The 17,315-nt window shown below is 59.7% G+C and carries 11 protein-coding genes and 1 pseudogene; 4 read left to right on the top strand and 8 right to left on the bottom strand.

Annotated elements, in window-relative coordinates; translation table 11 throughout:
• Positions 1-13 precede the first annotated feature (13 nt).
• On the top strand, positions 14-1,174 hold the full coding sequence (locus BMY45_RS23065; protein ID WP_092401969.1) for an AAA family ATPase: 1,161 nt from the start codon (positions 14-16) through the stop codon (positions 1,172-1,174).
• Positions 1,175-1,500: 326 nt separating this feature from the next.
• Here the strand turns inward: BMY45_RS23065 and BMY45_RS23060 are convergent, their stop codons facing one another.
• From BMY45_RS23060 to BMY45_RS23035, 6 genes and pseudogenes are all read right to left on the bottom strand, one after another.
• Complete coding sequence (locus BMY45_RS23060; RefSeq protein ID WP_092401966.1) at positions 1,501-2,283, bottom strand: MetQ/NlpA family ABC transporter substrate-binding protein; 783 nt, start codon at positions 2,281-2,283, stop codon at positions 1,501-1,503.
• Positions 2,284-2,460: 177 nt separating this feature from the next.
• Complete coding sequence (locus BMY45_RS23055; RefSeq protein WP_092401963.1) at positions 2,461-7,197, bottom strand: RHS repeat domain-containing protein; 4,737 nt, start codon at positions 7,195-7,197, stop codon at positions 2,461-2,463.
• A 25-nt stretch (positions 7,198-7,222) separates the two neighbouring features.
• Positions 7,223-8,176 carry a hypothetical protein gene (locus tag BMY45_RS23050; RefSeq protein WP_092401960.1) on the bottom strand — a complete coding sequence of 318 codons (954 nt, stop codon included), beginning with the start codon at positions 8,174-8,176 and terminating at the stop codon, positions 7,223-7,225.
• Positions 8,177-8,438: 262 nt separating this feature from the next.
• A pseudogene (locus BMY45_RS23045) lies at positions 8,439-9,263 on the bottom strand (sigma 54-interacting transcriptional regulator); the annotation flags it as partial.
• Positions 9,264-9,320: 57 nt separating this feature from the next.
• Positions 9,321-9,902, bottom strand: a complete 582-nt coding sequence (locus BMY45_RS23040; protein WP_092401957.1) for an alpha/beta hydrolase — start codon at positions 9,900-9,902, stop codon at positions 9,321-9,323.
• 199 nt (positions 9,903-10,101) lie between these two features.
• Complete coding sequence (locus BMY45_RS23035) at positions 10,102-10,347, bottom strand: DUF2789 domain-containing protein (protein ID WP_092401954.1); 246 nt, start codon at positions 10,345-10,347, stop codon at positions 10,102-10,104.
• A gap of 145 nt (positions 10,348-10,492) precedes the next feature.
• On the opposite strand from BMY45_RS23035, the gene BMY45_RS23030 reads away from it, so the two are divergent.
• The 3 genes from BMY45_RS23030 (at position 10,493) to BMY45_RS23020 (ending at position 12,570) form a co-directional block, all read left to right on the top strand.
• A complete protein-coding gene (locus BMY45_RS23030; protein ID WP_092401951.1) occupies positions 10,493-11,017 on the top strand; it encodes an NfeD family protein in 525 nt (174 codons plus the stop codon).
• A gap of 1 nt (position 11,018) precedes the next feature.
• Positions 11,019-11,780, top strand: a complete 762-nt coding sequence (locus tag BMY45_RS23025) for a slipin family protein (protein ID WP_092401948.1) — start codon at positions 11,019-11,021, stop codon at positions 11,778-11,780.
• Between the two features lie 424 nt (positions 11,781-12,204).
• The gene (locus BMY45_RS23020) at positions 12,205-12,570 is read left to right on the top strand and encodes a DUF6124 family protein (RefSeq protein ID WP_092401945.1); all 366 of its coding nucleotides are present in this window, start codon (positions 12,205-12,207) and stop codon (positions 12,568-12,570) included.
• Positions 12,571-12,856: 286 nt separating this feature from the next.
• Here BMY45_RS23020 and BMY45_RS23010 read toward each other — a convergent pair whose 3' ends face one another.
• Both BMY45_RS23010 and BMY45_RS23005 read right to left on the bottom strand, forming a co-directional pair.
• On the bottom strand, positions 12,857-13,195 hold the full coding sequence (locus tag BMY45_RS23010; RefSeq protein ID WP_047230543.1) for a hypothetical protein: 339 nt from the start codon (positions 13,193-13,195) through the stop codon (positions 12,857-12,859).
• 197 nt (positions 13,196-13,392) lie between these two features.
• On the bottom strand, positions 13,393-17,315 hold a 3,923-nt coding region (locus tag BMY45_RS23005; RefSeq protein WP_092401942.1), incomplete at its 5' end, for an immunoglobulin-like domain-containing protein.

The following is a 17,315-nucleotide window of genomic DNA, read 5'->3' as shown; positions in this document are numbered from 1 at the left end:
GAAAAATTTGCCCATGCTCAAGACACTGGCGGTGGCCAATTACCGCTCGATCAACAAACTGGTGATCCCCCTGGGCCGGCTGAACCTGATCACCGGCCCCAACGGCAGTGGTAAATCCAATCTGTATCGCGCCCTGCGCCTGTTGGCGGAGACAGCCCAGGGTGGCGTGGTCAACGCCCTGGCCCGTGAAGGCGGGCTGGACTCGACCTTCTGGGCCGGCCCGGAAGTGATCAGCCGGCGCATGCGCAATGGTGAGGTGCCCATCGGAGCTACGGTGCGGCTCAGCACGAAACGTCTGCGCCTGGGTTTTGCCGGGGAAGATTTCAGCTATTCGATTTCCCTCGGCCTGCCGGAACCGAGTTTGTCCGCGTTTTCGCTGGACCCTGAAATCAAGCGCGAATGCATCTGGGCCGGCCCGGTGTTTCGTCCCGCCAGCCTGCTGGTGGATCGCAACGGGCCCATGATCCGTGCCCGGGATGGCCGCGCATGGGACGTCCTGGCTCAGCACACGCCCACCTTTGACAGTTTGTTCGACCAGGTTGGCAGCTTGCGCACCTCGCCGGAGGTGCTGCAGATGCGCGAGTTCATTCGTCGCTGGCGCTTCTACGATCACTTTCGCAGCGACGCCGACGCCCCGGCGCGCCAGCCGCAACTGGGCACCCGCACGCCGGTGCTGCATCACGACGGGCGTGACCTGGCCGCGGCCCTGCAAACCATTCTGGAAATCGGCGACGATCAAGCCTTGCATTCGTCCATCAGCGACGCATTCCCCGGTGCCCGGCTGCATATCGAGAAACTGCAAGGCGGGCGTTTTGGCATCGAGTTTCACCAGCATGGCTTGTTGCGCCCGCTGTCGGCCGCCGAACTGTCAGACGGGACCCTGCGCTATTTGCTGCTGATAGCCGCACTGCTCACTCCACGCCCTCCCTCGTTGATGGTGCTCAACGAACCGGAAACCAGCCTGCACCCGGACCTGTTGCCGGCCCTGGCGCGGTTGATCATCCGGGCTTCAGAGAATTGCCAGGTCTGGGTGGTTTCCCACGCCCGACGCTTGATCACCGCCTTGCAGCAAGACGGCGATTGCAATTGCATCGTGCTGGAGAAAGATCTGGGCCAGACCGGAATCGTTGGCCAGGGAATACTGGATGCGCCGGCATGGAGCTGGCCGGATTGATCGACGGTATTTGCAGGGGTCAAGTAAGAAGGCTATTTTTCCACTGGCTGTAGGACAGGTCTATTTCTCGACGGACCTCTCCAAGGAACCGCAGCTTATGGCCAGACTGTCTGGCCCCATCACAAGGAAGATCACCATGGCTGACGTGAAAGCCCCGCAACACCTCGACCCACGCGACATCGTCAAACTGCTCGTGGCCCTGCGCCGCGCATTGAAAAAACCGCCTGCATAGCTGCGTCGATGACGGCGGGTTCTGAGCGTCGGCACAAAAAAACGCCGACGCTGGCAAAGCCGTCGGCGTTGAAACTTCAAATCCTTGCTGTCGATCAGAACGCCGGCAGTACCGCGCCGCTGTATTTCTTCTCGATGAATGCCTTCACTTCCGGGCTGGTCAGGGCCTTGGCCAGTTTCTGCATGGCCGGGCTGTCCTTGTTGTCCGGGCGGGCCACCAGGAAGTTCACATACGGCGAATCCGAACCTTCGATGACCAGCGCATCCTTGGCCGGGTTAAGACCCGCTTCCAAGGCGTAGTTGGTGTTGATCATGTCCAGGTCGACCTGATCCAGCACACGCGGCAGCATGGCCGACTCCAGCTCCTTGAACTTGAAGTTGTGTGGGTTCTTGGCGATGTCCTTGGGGGTCGCCAGGGCGTTTTTCGGATCCTTGAGCTCGATCAGGCCCGCCTTCTGCAACAGGATCAGGGCACGGCCACTGTTGCTGCCTTCGTTGGGAATGGCGATGGTCGCGCCGTCCTTGAGTTCGGCCAGGCTTTTGACTTTCTTCGAGTAACCACCGAACGGTTCCACATGCACGCCGATCACGGTCACAAGATCAGTGCCTTTGCCTTCGTTGAAGCTCTTGAGGTACGGCAAAGTCTGAAAATAGTTGGCGTCCAGACGCTTCTGATCCACCTGTACGTTGGGTTGAACGTAGTCGGTGAACACCTTGATTTGCAGGTCCACGCCTTCTTTGGCCAGGGCCGGCTTGATCAGCTCAAGGATTTCAGCGTGGGGCACCGGGGTGGCCGCCACGACCAGTTTCTCCGCCGCCTGGGCCAGCCCCGTGGTCAGGGCTGCTGCCAAAGCGGTGAATAACAGAACCTTTTTCATGCAGTGTCCTTATCGAAGATCACCGTCGTCATGGACCACGGTCAAAAAATGGAAGTGCCAGCGAAGTGCTATCGCTGGCGTGGTACGGAAGATACCGATATTTTTTATACCTCAATAATATTTTTTTACGAGCCCCATATAACGATTATTCATATGCGAGAACCTTGAGGACATCCTTCATGCGAATCGGATATCCGAGCTTCGCTCCCGGATATCACCGTAGATATCCTCAGGTGCCTCGCCCCGTTGAGGGTTACTGGGGCTTTCCCCCGTCAGTCCCAGAAACGCTTGGGCCTTTTCAATGTACTTGTCCCTATCGACGGTGTAGATGGCGCCCTTGATCGGGTAGTGGGCGTAGCTGACCACATCCTTGGCAGTCAGCACATCTCGCAGATCATTTTGCACAGCAATGAGGTTGCGCCGTCCGCCGCCTCGGACCAAAGGGCTCGCAGCCTTGGCGTAGCCACCGATGCGTGTCCCGCGCAAGGCGTTGCTGCGGCCCAGCGTCACGGCGTCACCGAGCGACTCGACCGTATTGCGCAGGGCGACTGATGTCCCTCTGCCCAGCAGTTTTCCTGTCAGGGAGGCCCCGCCGGACACGGCGCCCAAGGCCAGGCTGGCGTAGCTCAGCACCTGGGTGGCGACAGCGTCCGGAGCCGCCTCTTCCAGCACGATCGACGCGATCGACGCCGCACCCGACACCACCTCCAGCGTCAACGCTGTTGCGGCCGAAAACGAGATGCCGACCAAGGGTGCGGAGGCGCCCAGAGTCGCCAGGGTGAACGCAACGGATGCGATGGCGAAAGCAGCGGTAATGCCAATCTTGATCCAGCCCCAGGTCGAGATATGGCCGGTGGGATCGCTCAGGTTGATCGGGTCGCCGAGACAATAGGCATAGGGATTGAGACCACCGCCATCGAAAGGGCTCCAGCTGTCTGGCCGGTGAAATCGCATCAGTACCGGATCGTAGGCCCGATAGCCATTGCCCAGCAGATAACAGCCGGTCACTGGATCCTGCGGCTCGCCGCCGAGACCGAACAGACTGCCCAATCCGTCTGCCGCCGCGCGTTGCCCATAAGGCGAATAGGCATGCTGCGGGCTGTCGCCGCCGGACAGTGCCTGCAAGACGTTACCGCAGCCGTCGGTTCTGAATAGCACCGTCTCCTGGCCGTGGGACAACGCCAGCAACTGCCGCTCTTCGTGCAGGAGGCTGCGACTGTCCTCCCCGGTGACTTCGCTGCACAACTGCTCGGCGCGGTAGAAGCGCCGACACGGCTTCTGCCCTGCCCGTTCAACGGCATGAAGCCGGTCAGAGGCATCGTACCGATAACGCGCCAATATCGACCTGGCGTCAGCCGAAGCCACACTCTCCAGGCGCCCCAGTTCGTCGTAGATCAACTGACGTCCATAGGCATCGTTGAGCAGATTGCCGTCGTCGTCGTAGCGGAAAGTCGACTGGGCGGATGCATAGTCGGGATGACTGTGGCTGACGCCGCTCAGTTGCGTTTTATCCGCCAGGTCATATCGATACGTTGCCGTGTTCTCGCCGCCTGCGAAATGCGTGACGACCTGGCAGATGTTATCCAGACCGTCATAGGTAAAGTCCTGCGAGAGGATAACTTTACCCTGGGCGTCCACTGGCCCCTGCCCGCCTTGGCAGGCGTAACGCGTCAACCGCCCCCGCAGGTCATAGGCAAACGTCTCGTCACGCAAGACCCCGTTGGCCTTGAGCGTACGCTGGCTGAGCCTGTCGCCCGGGCCGAACGACTGGGCCACCTCGACGACGTCATTTCCCTGGGAGGAACGCCGAAGGATTTCGCGGCCAAAGTCGTCGTAGTCCAGATCGGTGACCAACGAAAGGCCCGATCGAGGATCGCTGACGGTGATGCGCTTGACCTGCTCCTGGGCATCGTACGAGTACGTGGCCGTGATGCGCTCCTGAGCGGGGATGGCGGCAGGACCTTGGGTGATGCCCGTCAGGCGTCCCGTCTGATCATAAACGCAGGTGCGAACCGTGCCACTGACGTCCGTGTAGCCAATCGGCTTGCCCATCAGCGAATAGGTTTGCCCACTGTCGAAGCGGTCGAGCGCCGTCACCCACGACTCCCGGCTGAGACGGCCGGAAGGGCCGTACTCCATGCGCTGTTGCACCAGCGCGTTGGCCGACTCTTGGAGCAAACCTGTGTGAGGGTCGAATCGATGGCTGGCAGCGACGGACGCCTGGCTGCCGGAACGGCTGGTGACGCCATCCTCGAGCAACGGATCAAGGGTGAACTGCAAGGTTTTTCCAGCAGCGGTGCTCTTTTGCGCAGCGTTCCTGCTGGAACCCTCGTACACCATCCGCTCGGTACGACCACCCGCCTGGTTAGTGGTAATGCGCATCAGCCCGTCGTAGGTACGAGTTCCCACTACATAGCCATTGACACTGATCTGAGTGGGATAGTCTCCCTGGCACTGGGCGGCGTATTTCTTCTCGACCAAGGTAGCGTCGGGCAATGTGGTATTCAGCACGCGGCCGGCCAGATCGTAGGTGTAGCAGGTCACCGCACCGTCGGCGGCTGTTTGCTGGATGCACCGTCCCAGACCATCGTATTCGTAAAGGGTTACCTCTCGCACAACGTCGGAACGGTCCACGCGCTCGACCCGCGATGGTTTCTCCAGGGCGTTGATGAATGTCCGAGTCTTGCCGCCGCCCTCCTTCCACTCGGTACGCGTGCGCGCCACAGGATCGATTTCGTCATGAGCAACCTCATGCCCGCGGCGAATGGTGCGGTTCTGATGCCCCCACTCGTCATATTCATAGTGGGTTTCCAGAGTTTTCGGCTCGCCGTCGAACCAGTCGGTCTGTTCATCCGACTGCAGGCGTCCGAGGCCGTCATATCGGGCTTCGTAGATCACCCGCAGGGGCGCGCCGGGCATGTCGACGTCCTGCTTCTCGACCTTCACGGTACGACCCAGTCCATCGCTGCGGGTCACGGTCAGGGCGCCGCGAGCATCCTTGACGGTGACGCTGACCAAACCATCATTGGAGGCGTCACTCACCTGATAGGTGAACTGACGCGACGCTGAGCGGCCCGTGTCAGGCATCACCGTTTCACGGGTCAGTTGCCCCAATGAGTCGTATTCCAGGCTGACGGTATTGCCCCCGCACTCGCCGGTCTTGACCAGCCACCCGCACACGTCATGCCACTCCTGCCTCAAGTGGCTCAGCCCTGCGGCGCGGAAGGTCTGGTCGGTGCGAACGTTATCGTCTTCACGCCGGTACGCATAATGATGATTACGGCGCACGCCCCCCACGGTTTCGACCTTGCTTTGCAGCCGTCCATGAAAGGCGTTCTTGACGTTGTTCACGTACTTCAATCGACACGTCACACGGGGCTCGGCGACCCCCTCCTCGCAGAGTGTCTCGCTGGCGAGCCGGACACAGCGCTGGCCCGCGAGCAGCGAAGGCAATTCGCTGTAGGTGTAGCGAACCACGGTGGTCGGCGCGGCGGCGAACTCGGCCGAGGCGATAATCGACTTCTGCTTCAGAAAACAAGGCACGCCTATGGGGCTGGCGGGGCAATCCGCGTTCCCTTGTGCCGGAAAATACTCATAGACTTCCCGTACACCACCCGGGCTGGTTTTTTCCAGGAGATTGCCATGTTCGTCATAAGAGGTATGGGTGGTCTCGACCCGACTTTTTACGCGAGTTGCGCGAGTATCGAAGAAGCTGTCGCGCACGACACGCTGCATCTGGAACTGCGGAGGCTGATCCCTGAAAGCCCGATTGGGCACATCGTAGTATTCGATTTCCCGCAACTGCATCTTGCTGCCACTGATCGTCCTCTGGGAAATCATCGAGTGGAAGCGATTGTAGGTGCGTATGACTCGGGAAGACTCACGCGGACCGTTTGTACCCGCGACCATTTGAATCTGAGTGCAGGAGTATTGGTAGTTGCCACTGACGTCATACAGCACATCACGCTCGGCAGACCAGCGTACCCCCGCACCATGCCCTAGAAAGTTGCCGACGGAATATTCATACCGGGTAATGATCGCTGGTTGGCCCCCGCCAGGCGCCATGATGGATTGAGACACAACAGGCAGGTAAGGCACCGGTGCCCCGGCGGGGAGCCTATGCCCCTCAGCCTTGTACCGGAGTGTCTGCAGGGCCCCGCTTGGCTGGCGGAGTTCGGTCATCACCAGAAAACCATTGATACGCACGTAATCGAAGGTCCAGGTCAACGGAAGCTTTTCGGCCGTAATCAGCCTGATGTGTTGGAGCGTTCCGTTACGCAAGACAAACAGGTACTGGAGTTTCCTTGAAGGGACGTCCGGCCATACGGTGATGGTCGTTGGCGTCGACCTGGGCCGGGCGTAGTCGACTTGCAGGATGCGGCGATGCTGCCGGTAAACCGCCACCAGTTGCAGGCGGCCCGCGACGGGACGGTACTCATAAAGCGTTTCCTTGCCCTCGGGGCTGTACTCCCGCGCAAGCAGCCATTCGTGGGATGTCGCACCGGGGCGCGACAGCACGTCGATTCTGCCATCGATGTACTCGATGAAAAGTTCATTGCCTTGCACCGTGACGCGCAAGTTATCGAGTTTCTTGTCCTGGAAAGCAGTCTGATCCCCATCGGTAAAAAGCTGATAGGTTTCGCCGTTCGTCAGTGTCAACTTTCGTCTACTCTGGTCATAGCGGCTGGTGCGCAACGACCAACCGGCGCCAAAACCCAGGTCCTGATCATTGAAGCAATCGTATGCCAGGGTCGCTGATACTTTCGAGCCGACGGCGGCATCATCCGGCGCCACGTCCAGCGCCACGCTGCAACTGCAGCTACCTGTACGAGGATCCACGCCCGAACGAACAAAACTGTCGAACTTGAAGGCCGCCGAAGTCAACTGACCTTGGAGGGGTGAAGAGGTATTCATCGGTTCTTCCTTGAACGAATTGTTTTTATATTCTGGTCACACGAACCGTCAGCGGATCGTCAGTCAGCTCCACGCGCAGTTCATGAAGATTTCCATACATATCGACCAGTTCCAGCGCAGTGCCCGGCACAGGGTCTCTCACCCAGACCGACCCGAGTTTCCCGTAGGCCAGAACCCATGCAACACGCCCGTTTTCGCTGCGATGCCTTCCCAGGACATCCGGCCGCTCCCAAGGCACTGGACTGCCTGTTCGCATGTGTTGACCGTTCCCGTAGCCAACAAGGTAATAACCCGAATAACGTCTGTCCGAACTTCCGATCCTTGGATGAGCGCCCATATTGAAATCTGCTACGAACCCCATTCGCTGCTGATCAACTACCAGATCCAGCATGAAAAGTTCGACTTTCTCGATATCACCTCTTGTGCTGGAATAGGGAGCCGAAGTGCGACTAAGCGAATATTGCTCAGACCGATAGATTGCCGGTTGAAGAGACACTAACGTGAGTGCGCCAAACTCATCCTGTTGCCTGGATCGAAACGTTTCGCCGTCTGCCCGTGTGATGCGTAACTGCAGCTCGATCGGTTTATCGGAGCTGGACGTGACGTAAAAATCCTTGGTGTAGACGAACTCCCCCGGCGGCACTGTGCCCCGGGCAGGCAGATTGGGAGGAAGCTGGCGAAAACGGGTATCCTGCCGCTCGGTATATTTCCATACGCCTACATCACCGCGATTCCTGTCCTTGATGAGTTCCGCTCCGGTATGTCCATCAATCAGGACAATGGAATCGATTTCAGACTGGGTCAGGGGAAGGCTGCTCCCCAGCCAGCTCTTTGCTTGGACAAATACCCTCACCATCAATTGTTGATTACCGTTGCTGTATAACTGATTACCCCCCGTCACGGAAAAAACCCCGAAATTCTTCAAGTCGTTCCATCCCGTCTGTTGCATCGCGACAGGGGTATTAATTTCGTATTCCATTTAGATCCTCGACACGCTAATTAATTGATTCATGGCCAGCGCCCATTCGGCTGACCCTGTTGCTTTCGCCATTCAATTAACAACTTCAGCGCACCGACAATCAAGTTCAAAAACCAGACAAATTATTTGCACTTCCCACTAAAAAATTCGCACAAACAAAAACATTGCCGACACCGCACCACTTAATACTCACATAATAAAATCCAACCACTCACGCTCGATAAATTTTTAGAATCATTTATCCAGTTGTTGTCGAAGATCCCGTTAAATCCGGCCAATTAAGATGTTCCGGCAAGATGTAATCGCCTACGCTCACTAACAAGGCAAAATGAATGACGTTTTCCAACTCTCGGGTATTGCCAGGCCAACTGTGCTGTTCAAGTGCACGCTGTGCCGCTTCGCTGATCAGCGGCACGGCCAGGCCAAGGCGCTGGCTGTAGATGCCCAGGAAGTATTCGGCCAGGGACAGGATATCGCCCACCCTTTCGCGCAAGGGCGGCAACTCGAGCCGGCCCTCACCCAGGTAGTGATACAACCGATCATGAAATTTCCCGGCGGCCACCGCCTGCGCGAGATCGATGCTGGTGGCCGCCACCAATCGCACATCCACGGGGCTGGGCTGGTGGGCGCCGACGCGGATGACTTCGTGGTTCTCCAGGGCGGCCAGCAATTTAATCTGGATCGCCAGCGGCAGGTCGCCAATCTCATCCAGATACAGCGTGCCGCCATTGGCCGAGCCGAACCACCCGGCCCGGCTGCTGGCTGAACCACTGTGGCTGCCGGCGGCATAACCGAACAATTCGGCATCGGCATAGGTCGGGCTGATGGCGCCGCAATTGACCGACACGAACAAGCCACCGCGATTGCTCTCGCGATGGATGTGGCGGGCCAGCAGTTCCTTGCCGGTGCCGGTTTCACCGCGAATCAGCACCGAGACCGAGCGCGGTGCCAATGCTTCCAGTTCCTGGCGCAACTGCCGCGAACGTGAATCAACAAACACCAGCGCCTTGGCGCGGATGCTCAAGGGGCTTTTTTCCGCATCGGGAAAGGTCAGCAACGGCTGGCCAAAATGTTCATGTGAACTCATGACAGGACTCCCGCCCTGCACCGCCGGCAAGACGCGAGGGCACTGACAAAGGGTGATTCAGGCGCGACGCAGGGCGTGGTGCTCCATGCGGTTTTGCAGACGATAGAGATAGGCGAAGCCCTGCTCCCAACGTTGGTGGCCGGACCTCACATTGATATGCCCGGCCCCGGCCAGGATCCCGGCCTCGGCTCCCCAGTGATGCGCCAGCTCCAGAGCCCGCGACGCACTCACCGCCTCGTCGTTATCGGAACTGACCACTTGGCTTGGGAACGGCAACAGTTCGCGGGGAATCGGCGCGAAGTTGCGCAGCGCCGGCGCGCAGGTCGGGCGCTCGACATCCGCGGGCGCCACCAGCAATGCCCCGCGCACCCGTCGCAGCAGTTGCAGAGGCGCGGTGGCCGCCCAATGAGCCACCGTGATGCAACCCAGGCTATGGGCAATGAGGATCACCGGCCTGTTGTCGGCGGCAATGGCTTGGGCCAGCGCCGCAACCCAGTCTTCACGGCGGGGGGTCAACCAGTCAGCCTGTTCCACCCGGGCGCTATTGGGCAGGCTGTTCTGCCAATGGGTTTGCCAGTGGTTTTGCGGCGATCCTTGCCAGCCCGGCACCATCAGGTAGCGAATCGATTCGTTGCGCATGGTGGCTCTCCTGCGTGTCTGTTGCAGACGAGTATAGGGAGGCGAGCCATATTAATTAAGGAATAAGAAGATATGTATTAATACCAGTAAAGAATAACAATCTTCCTCTGTGGGAGCGGGCTTGCTCGCGAAAGCGCTGGGCCAGTTGTCGGTGATGCTGGCTGATACGACGCATTCGCGAGCAAGCCCGCTCCCACACTCACTCGTCGCGCCCCTTGCGCAGCAACACATTCAACTGGTCCACCACTTCCGCCCAGTCTGCGTCCTCGAGGATTTCTTCACGCAGTAACTGCTGCTGGCTTGTGCTCCAGAAAAACGCGTCAGCCAAGTGCAGTTCAGGCTTGAGCGGTGAATGGGTCGTGATGAATTTGTCGATATCAATGGGGTCATCAGACAGGCCCAATTGTTTGAACAGCGCGGGCAGGCTGTGGATCGGGGATTCCATGCGGGACTCCTGAGCATAGGTCGGATGGCTGGGTTATTCTCCGCAGTCTAGCCTCTTGGTGACCGTCGGACTGATCAAAATTCAGTCAACCGTTGACTCGACTAGACTCTGGGTAACGTCTCGACGAATGCGTTGTGGAGGTCCAGTGAACATTCGCTGCTTGATGGCCGCATTGCTGGCCATCAGCGGGCCGGCGTTCGCAGCCGATGGTTTCGCGCTGCTGGCCGCCAATCCGTTGGGTTTTTGGCTGATTGCCTTCGGCGTGGCCTTGCTGATCGCCGAAGCGGTCTTGCCCAATTACGGTGTTGTCGGGCTGGGCGGCATTATCTTGTGTGTCATCGGCGCAATCATCCTGACCGACGCCGATGTGCCTGTTCCGCTGATGATCGGCTTAAGCCTGGTCAGTGCTTTGCTGCTCGCGGTCCTGTTGGTCCGCGCATTGAAAACCCGACCGCGCCAACCCGTCAGCGGCGATGCCACGATACTGGGCAGCGTCACGGCGGTAACCGCATTGCAGGCTGGTAGCAATCATCAGGGCTGGGTCCAGCTGGAGGGCGAACGCTGGCAGGTGACAAGCGCAATGCCGCTGCGGCCTGGCCAGGCCGTGCGGGTCATTGCACGCAAGGGTTTGCTACTGGAAGTGGCCGCCGCTGATTCACAAGGAGCCTGAGATGGGTATGCAAATCGGTTTTACGATGCTGTTGTTGCTGTTGATAGCGCTGGCGGCTTCAACATTCCGGATCCTGCGCGAATACGAACGCGGGGTGGTTTTCCAGCTCGGCCGGTTCTGGCAGGTCAAGGGGCCGGGGCTGATCCTGTTGATCCCTGTGGTGCAGCAGATGATCCGCGTCGACTTGCGCACGATTGTCCTTGATGTACCCGCGCAGGACGTGATCACCCGCGACAACGTCTCGGTGAAGGTCAACGCGGTGTTGTACTTTCGCGTTCTCGATCCACAGAAGGCGATCATCCAGGTCGAAAACTTCCTCATGGCGACCAGCCAACTGGCCCAGACCACGTTGCGTGCCGTCCTCGGCAAACATGACCTGGACCAATTACTGGCCGAGCGCGAGCAATTGAACAGCGACATCCAGCAAGTGCTGGACGCCCAGACCGACGCCTGGGGTATCAAAGTGGCAAACGTGGAGATCAAGCACGTGGACCTCAATGAATCGATGATCCGCGCCATCGCCCGGCAAGCCGAAGCCGAGCGGGAGCGGCGGGCCAAGGTGATCCACGCTGAAGGCGAGTTGCAAGCCTCGGAAAAACTCATGCAAGCCGCCGAAATGCTCGGTCGCCAGCCTGGCGCCATGCAACTGCGCTACATGCAGACGCTGGGCTCCATTGCCGGGGACAAGACCTCCACCATCGTTTTTCCGCTGCCGATTGAGTTGCTCAAGGGGATGGCGGAGTTGTCGCCGAACAAGGCTTGATCCATGCGCGGGGCATGAAATCTCAAGCGAAAGATCAAAAGATCGCAGCCTTCGGCAGCTCCTACACCCACTTCTGTAGGAGCTGCCGAAGGCTGCGATCTTTTGATCTTTTCCCCCGCCAAACCCTCGGACATTTCCTTCAATACGCAGCGTTGTTCATGAACTAGGCAGCGATTTCGAGCGCCGCTAACCTTAGCCCGTCATCGCAAAAACGGTGACACGGACGTGCAAGTCCGATCTAGGAACGCATTCGTTATGGCTATTCGCCGAGCATTTTTCTATGCTCGCCGATTGTTATGGCGGCTGCGCGTGGGAGACTTTCGAGTCTGCCGGGTTCCTGGACCGGTCTTGCACACCTACGTACAGCTGCCACCTTTTCGAAGTGCAATCGAAGGGTGTCGGCTCCACCTCCAGGGAAATCATTATGTTCAAAGCAACACCGAATCCGCCGCAAAGCGGCCATAAATCCCGCGTCGAAACTCTCGAAGAAAAAAAGCTCGAAGACGCCGCCACCCGCGCCCTCGATTACTACCTCAAACCCCAGCCTTCCTCACCGCCCGAACCCGACAAAAACCAACTCTTCATCGTCTCCCCCCACATCGACACCGAAACCCTGCTGGCCAACGCCTCCGAAGACCTGCTGTCCATCAGCACCATCGCCGCCGACCTGGCCGACGATGTCGATGACTCACGCCGCTGCGTAGCCCTGGCCATCAGCCGCATGGCCGACGGGGTGCATTTGTTGGTGGAGCGGGCGATGGATCGGCTTGAGGTTCAAGCGTCGGGCTGACAGGCCTGTGGCGAGTTGAAGAGGGCCATCGCGAGCAGGCTCGCTCCCACAATAGATCTGTTGGCGAATGGAAAATCGCGCCCTGACACAAACCCAATTGTGGGAGCGGGCTTGCTCGCGAAGGCGTCGGCACATCCAACATCATCGCAAACTGACCCACCGCTTTCGCGAGCAAGCCCGCTCCCACATAAGAACTGCGTGACGGCAATATCTGCGACTTACCCCATCCCCCTGTGGGAGCGAGCCTGCTCGCGATGAGGGCAGCCCCGGCACCGATGAACCAGGCTTAGATCAACCCTTTCTCATCATCATCGATCAACCGGCTCAACCCGCCCAAGGCTTCCCGGGCCTGGTTGCGGTCCATCAGCTTGGCCTGGGCCGCGGGCGGCAGGTCGGTGACGCGGATGACGCCTTTGCTGGTCAGCACCTGGATCAAGTCGTCCAGTACCCGGATCATTTCCAGGTCGCTCTGCTTGAGCTGCTTGAGGCTGTTTTCTACCGCTTGATTGGCGAACCAGTCCTGGATCTCGTGGCTGTCGGCCGGCAGGGTTTCGGTGGCCTCCGCATAAGCGGTGGCTTCCACGCGCACCAGCAGGCCTTGTGCATCGCGTTGCACATAAAACATCGGGCATCCCTCATGTATGAAGCGGCGTCATGCTGGGCAGCATAGGCCAACTGCGGGGGAGTATGAACACAATTCCCGTGGCGAGGGAGCTTGCTCCCGCTGGGCCGGGCTGGCGCACCCGCGCGAAGCAGCCCCTGTTTAGGGGCTGCTGCGCAACCAGCGGGAGCAAGCTCCCTCGTCACGGTTTTGTGTCAGGTTCAGCTGTTGTTGTGATCGACCTTGATGGTCGGGTCACTGCCGGCGATCAACGAGTTCAGGTTCATGTTCGACCAGTTGTTGCCTTCGAGCTTGATCGTCACGTCCGGGGTAGCCGCTGCGGCGTCGCCCGCGTTGAACTTGCCGGAGGTGCTGACCTGCAGGGACGACACGCCATCGACCGTGCTGATCTTCAGGAAATTGTCGATGGTGCTGCCGGTCTCGCCCTGCAACAGATCCCGCAGGTCGATCCGGTCACCTTCGCCGGCCTTGAAGTCCTTGATCACGTCGGTGCCGGTGTCGCCGGACTTCCAGACAAAGGTATCGCCACCCAGGCCGCCGATCAGGGTGTCATTGCCCTGGCCGCCGATCAGCGTGTCGTTGCCTTTGCCGCCGAGCAGGATGTCATTGCCCTTGCCACCGTCGAGCAGGTCGTTGCCGCCCTGGCCGAAGATGATGTCATTGCCGGCACCGCCCAGCAGTGTGTCATTACCGTCGTTGGCACCGGACACATCGAAAGCGCTGTAGTGCTCGGTGATGTATTGGTGCACGTTGCTGGTGGTGACTTTGCTGACTTCCACACCGTTCTGCTGGGCTACGAAGGCCTGAATGGACTGGTAGCCTTCGCCGGCGATGCCATTGAAGCTCACCAGGTCGCCGAACAGGATGTCGTTGCCGTCTGCCCCATTGACTGTGTCAGCGCCCGGCAGGGTCGCTTCGGTGTGCCCGATGATGGAGTCGGCCAGGTTCTTGGGATCGATGTTGGTCTGCGGCGTCTTGTCGGAGTCGTAGTCCTTCAGGTCGTCCAGCGTCACGCCTTTGTTCAGGCCGATGGCTTCCACGCCCGACACCGAGCTCAACAGTGCGAAAGCGCTCAGGGAGTTGCTGGTGGTGGTCGAGCTGGTGCTGCTGCCCGTACCGTCGCGATACGACAGTTCATACGTGCCGTCGCCCTGGGCGCGCAGGGTGCCCAACTCTTCACTGTTCCAATAACCGCCCCAGGATTTTTTCCAGGTCAGCAGCGTGACATCGCCGGACGCGTTTACCTGGATGCGATGCGTGCTGTCCAGGTCGGCGCTGAACGTCTGGCCCAGCTTGTAGTTGGCTGTCGTGATCAGGCTGTCGAGCTTCACGTCGCCATACAAGGTCGGGTTCGTTTGCTCGCCGGACTGGTAGTAGGTCGGCTGGCCGTCGGTGATGAAGTACGTCAGGTTCGTCGCGCCGGTGTTGCTCAGGGCTTCGCTGCTCTTGAACCAGTTGGCCGTGGTCTTGAACACATCCTCGTAGTTGGTACCGCCGCCGGACACCATCGAATCCAGCACGCTTTTGAGCAGTACGAGTGCGTTCGGATCATTGAGGTTGACCGATACGGTTTTATTCACCTGGCTGTCGAAGTCTGCCAGGAAGATGTTCACCGTCCCGGAGTTGCCGCCCATGCTCTGCTTGAGGGTGTTGAACACTGACGTCAACGAGTCCTTGGCGGCTGTGACGGACGATGCGCTCATGCTGCCGGAGCTGTCGACCATGAAGGCGATGTTGTAGTTGACGCCTGGCACGACGGTCAGCCCGCCGATGTCGGCGACCACAATGTCGTTGCCGTCGGTGCCGGTGACGTTGTCACTGCCGGAGGTGGCCGTGGCGGAGTTGTAGACCGCCGGATAAACCGTGACCGGAATCTGCGCCGTGGTGGTTGCCGACCCGCCGAGGGCCTCGGTGGACGTCGAGGTTACGGTCAGGTTGAACTGGCCGTTGTAGTAGGTCGGTGGCGTCAGGGTCAGGCTGCCCAGGTTCCAGCCGGTGACCGAGGCTTCGCCATTGCTGCCCACGGTCGCGGTGTGGCCGGCACCGTCGCTCAGCACGCTGCCTTCCGGGATCCCGCCGATTTTCACGCTCAGGCTTTCGGAACCGTCGGTATCGGTGAGCGCTGTGGTGATCTTCGACAGGTTCACACTGCCGCCCTCGGCGCTTTCGTTGAGCTTGAAGCCGTCGTAGTAGCCTTCGCCATTGGTGCCGTGCAGATCGGAAACGGTTACGCCCGCATTCACCAGATCAGCCACGCCGGTGTACAGCGGCACGCCGGCACTGCTCAGGTCGGTCGGGGTGCTGCCGTTGACCGACAGGTTCACGTCATAGCTGCCCGGGCCGGTCTGGTTGTGGTGGTAGATGTCCAGGGTGTAGTAGCCGCTGGTGGTCGGGGTGAACGAGCCGTTGAGCTTGCCGCCCGCTCCCCAGGTGATGCCCGCGACATCCTTGCCACCGATGGTCACCAACAGGCTGTCATCGCCGGTGCCGCTGAAGGTGTAGGTCTTGCCAGCTTCGAGGAAAATCAGGCCCGAGGTTTTCGACGCGGTGCCCGGGTTCACGTTGCTGTCGGACTGCACGTTGTTCACGGTGGTGCTGCTATTGGGCGTTCCCGCCGCATCGATCACTGACTTGAGCGTGCCAGACGGTGCGCCGCTGCCATCGGTGCCCAGGCCCGACAGACCGGTCCAGACTTCCTTGACCAGGCCAGTGGAGGTCACCGCGTTGCCGGCCACGTTGAGGGTCGGTGCATCGGCGACCGGCGTGATGTCGATCTTCACGGTGCCGGTGGTGCCCAGTGCTTGACCGTCGGTGGGCTGGAACTTGATCTGTGCGTAATCGGATTTCTGGTCGCCCACGCCGTTCGCGTTGCCGTTGGCACCGGATTCATTGGTATCCGGTGTGAAGCGCAGCTTGCCGGCGTCGATGTCGGTCTTGGTGAAGGTCTGGTTGTTGGCCACGTCCTTCCAAGTCGCACCGTCCAGATACTGCAACTTGCCGTCAGCAGGCAGTCCGGTGATTTTTATCCCAAGGCTGGATGCGGAGCTGTCCACATCGCTGACACCAAAGGTCGACCAGCCAAGAATCAGCGAGGTGTCTTCGGTACCGGTTACCGCGCCGCCAGTTGCGACCGGCGCATCGTTGACCCCAACCACGTTCACGGTGGTGGTGGCGGTGTTGGAGTAGCTCGTACCGTCGGTCACCGTCACGGTGATGATGCGCGGCACGGTGCTTGGGTCGTCGCTGCTGTTGGTGAAGCTGATGTTCTTGATTTGCTGCATGTAGTCGGCCAGCGTCGCATTGCCCGACAGGGTCAGGGTGACCGTGCCGTTGGTGCTGTTGGCGTTGATGCTGATGCCGTTGACGCTGTTACCCAGGTTCAGCGCGTCACCGGGCTGACGGTTGGTCAGCACGATGGTGGCGCCGGTCAACATTGTGCTGTCCGGGTCGGTGATTTTCAGGTCGGTGTCGCCGATGGACACGCCCGGGCCGGTGGTGCCTTCGGTGAAGGTCACCTGGTAATCGGCTCCAGTCTTGCCGCTGGAGTTGTTGGCATCCAGGTCCAGTACCGGCGGTGCGTCGTTGTCGATGATCGAGGTGCTGACGCTGCCGTTGGTGCCGCTGACGGCCAGGTTTTCGAAGTTGCCGCCAGTGGCCGAGTCGATCTTGACCACGAAGTTTTCGGTACCTTCGGTGATCTTGTCGTCCAGCGTCGCCACGTTGAAAGTGGCGCTGGTGGCATTGGCCGGAATCTTCACGGTGTAAACGCCGGTGAAGTCCGTACCGTCGGCGGCAGTGCCGCTGTAGACGATCTTGAGCGTCACTTCGGTTTGCGCCGGGTTCGTCAGGCTGACGGTGTACGTGGCGGCCTGACCTTCGGTGACCGAGGTGCTGCCGGTGATGCTGACGATGGTGTTATCGACGGTGTCGGTGACATCGGTCACTGCTGGCGTGGTGCTCGGCACCAGGTTTTCGAAGTTGCCGCCGGTGGCGTTGTCGATGCTGACTTCAACCTTGCCGGCGTCTTTATAGACGTCGTCTTTTGGCGCATCGACGGTCACAGTGCCGGTGGTTTGCCCGGCAGCGATGTTGATTACAGCGCCGTTGCTCAGGGTCACGGTGA

Origin of the sequence: Pseudomonas sp. NFACC39-1 (genome assembly GCF_900110355.1) — a bacterium.
GTDB lineage: Bacteria > Pseudomonadota > Gammaproteobacteria > Pseudomonadales > Pseudomonadaceae > Aquipseudomonas > Aquipseudomonas tehranensis.
Note: the sequence above shows the minus strand (reverse complement) of the source record. Positions and strands in the feature narration are given on the sequence as shown.